The 420-nt window shown below is 54.5% G+C and carries 1 pseudogene; it reads right to left on the reverse strand.

What is annotated here, in order from left to right:
• Nucleotides 1-420, reverse strand: a pseudogene (locus ACGF49_RS24925) (IS5/IS1182 family transposase); the annotation flags it as partial.

A 420-nucleotide genomic window follows, 5' to 3' on the forward strand; every position in this document is an offset into this window, starting at 1 on the left:
GAGGGGATTGAGAGCAAAACGCTCTAACTGACGCGTCAAACGCTTGATAAAAGGCTGGCTGTCGTGGACATTACCCGGTGTGGCGTAGGTATCGGTGATAATACCGACTTGTCCATCCACGGTACGGTGGTCAAGGTAAAAGAACCCCCTGGGTTTGTTGGTCCGGTGCATAAACCCGCTTTCCGGATCAGTGGTACTGACCTTCGTCTTTCTCTGCCGTTCCTTAAGGGCTGGCTTCAGGCTTTTTTTCCGGCTGCCGCCCGGTCTTGAGTGACGGCTTTATCCAGGGCGTCAACATAGGCGCCGGGAGGAACCGACCGCATGACATTCTCCGATTTATGCGGATTGGCACTGGCTTTCAGGTGGGTGCTGTCGGTATAGAGTACGTGTCCGCCCACAAATCCTTTGGCTATCGCCTGT

It is taken from the genome of Photorhabdus sp. RM96S, assembly GCF_042879335.1.
GTDB classification, from domain to species: Bacteria; Pseudomonadota; Gammaproteobacteria; order Enterobacterales; family Enterobacteriaceae; genus Photorhabdus; species Photorhabdus kayaii.